The organism is Streptomyces sp. UH6, assembly GCF_013421635.1.
In the GTDB taxonomy this organism is placed as follows: domain Bacteria; phylum Actinomycetota; class Actinomycetes; order Streptomycetales; family Streptomycetaceae; genus Streptomyces; species Streptomyces abyssomicinicus.
Window position 1 is genome coordinate 1 of the sequence record NZ_JACADT010001196.1, and the last position, 1,536, is coordinate 1,536.

Sequence of the window (1,536 nt, forward strand, 5' to 3'; positions counted from 1 at the left end):
CAGGAGCCACAGGGCGCGGCTGCCGTTGCCGGAGGTCAGGTTGCACCAGACGTACGCCTCCTGGACGGGTGCGGCGGCGCCGTCTCCCGTGCCCGCGCCGCCGGCGCCACCGGCACGACCGGCCCGCTCGGCGTCCACGTCGTCGGCGCGCCGGAACACGGCCGCGATGCCGTCGCCGGTGACGCGCACCGTCCGCGGGTCGTCGAGCATCTCCGCCGGGGTGGTGCCGCCCACTCCGTGGACGAGCAGTTCCAGCGTGGGCCCGCCGGCCGGCGGGTTCTGTGCCTGCGGCGCCGACGCGACCGGCGTGCCCTGTTCGGATACCACGTGTCTCGCTCCCCCGTGCGTTCGATGTCCGCGGCTTCGGCTTACGGTCCGCCCTCCCGGACCGCCCGGCATTCGAACATGTGATGCGGTCCTCCGCCCGTGGGATCTCCGTTCCGGCGCCCGCTCAACCCTTCCTCACCGAATCTCCCCTCCATCGGGTGACAGCCGTGACCCGGCGGCCATCGCGACCACCTGACCGACTTTCGGCGTGTCGTGCGAGGATGGAACGTCGACCGGCCCGGCACCGGGGCGGAAAACGCCTGGTCACAGCGCTGGTTCGGCGCGCGGTCCGGGGACGCGGGACGCGGAGCGACTGCGGCGATACGGCGATACGGTTGAACAGGGACGAGGGGTAGAGGTGGCTGAGCGGCAGAACCTCCTCGCGGAGCAACGGCGGGCACTGATCCTGGACGAGGTCCGCCGCCGCGGCGGGGTCCGGGTGAACGAGCTGACCCAGCGGCTCGGCGTGTCGGACATGACGGTGCGCCGCGACCTGGACGCGCTGGCGCGCCTGGGGGCGCTGGCGAAGGTGCACGGCGGTGCGGTGCCGGTCGACGGCGCGGAACCCACCGGACACGAACCCCGCTTCGAGGAGAAGACCAACCGCGAACCCGCCGCCAAGGAGGAGATCGCCCGCGCGGCGGCCTCCTTGGTGACGCGGGGTTCGGCGGTGGCGCTCTCCGGGGGCACCACCACCTACGCGCTGGCCCGGTTGCTGGGCGGTGTTCCCGATCTGACGGTGGTCACCAACTCGGTGCGGGTGGCCGACGTGCTGCACACCGCCCGCCGCTCCCCCGACGGGACGGAGACGGGCGGGCCGACGGTGGTCCTCACCGGCGGGGTGCGCACCCCGTCCGACTCGCTGGTCGGCCCGGTCGCCGACCGGGCGATAGCGGCGCTCCACTTCGACCTGCTGTTCCTGGGCGTGCACGGCATCTCGGTGGAGGCGGGGCTCTCCACCCCGAACCTGGCCGAGGCGGAGACCAACCGGCGGCTGGTGGCCTCCGCCCGGCGTGTCGTGGTGGTCGCCGACCACACCAAGTGGGGGACGGTGGGGCTGAGTTCGTTCGCCTCGCTGTCCGAGGTGGACGTCCTGGTGACCGATGCGGGGCTGCCCGCCGTCACCCGGGCCGAACTCTCCGAGCTGCCGCTGCGGCTGCTGGTGGCCGGGGAGGACGAGGAACTGCCGGAGGACTCCGCCGAGGCGTT

General features: G+C 73.6%; 1 protein-coding gene and 1 pseudogene. One reads left to right on the forward strand and one right to left on the reverse strand.

Annotated elements, in window-relative coordinates; all coding sequences use genetic code 11:
- A pseudogene (locus HW445_RS34495) lies at positions 1 to 399 on the reverse strand (hypothetical protein); the annotation flags it as partial.
- Between the two features lie 286 nt (positions 400 to 685).
- Here HW445_RS34495 and HW445_RS30560 point away from each other — a divergent pair.
- The coding region (locus tag HW445_RS30560; RefSeq protein ID WP_180224039.1) for a DeoR/GlpR family DNA-binding transcription regulator at positions 686 to 1,536 on the forward strand (851 nt) is incomplete at its 3' end.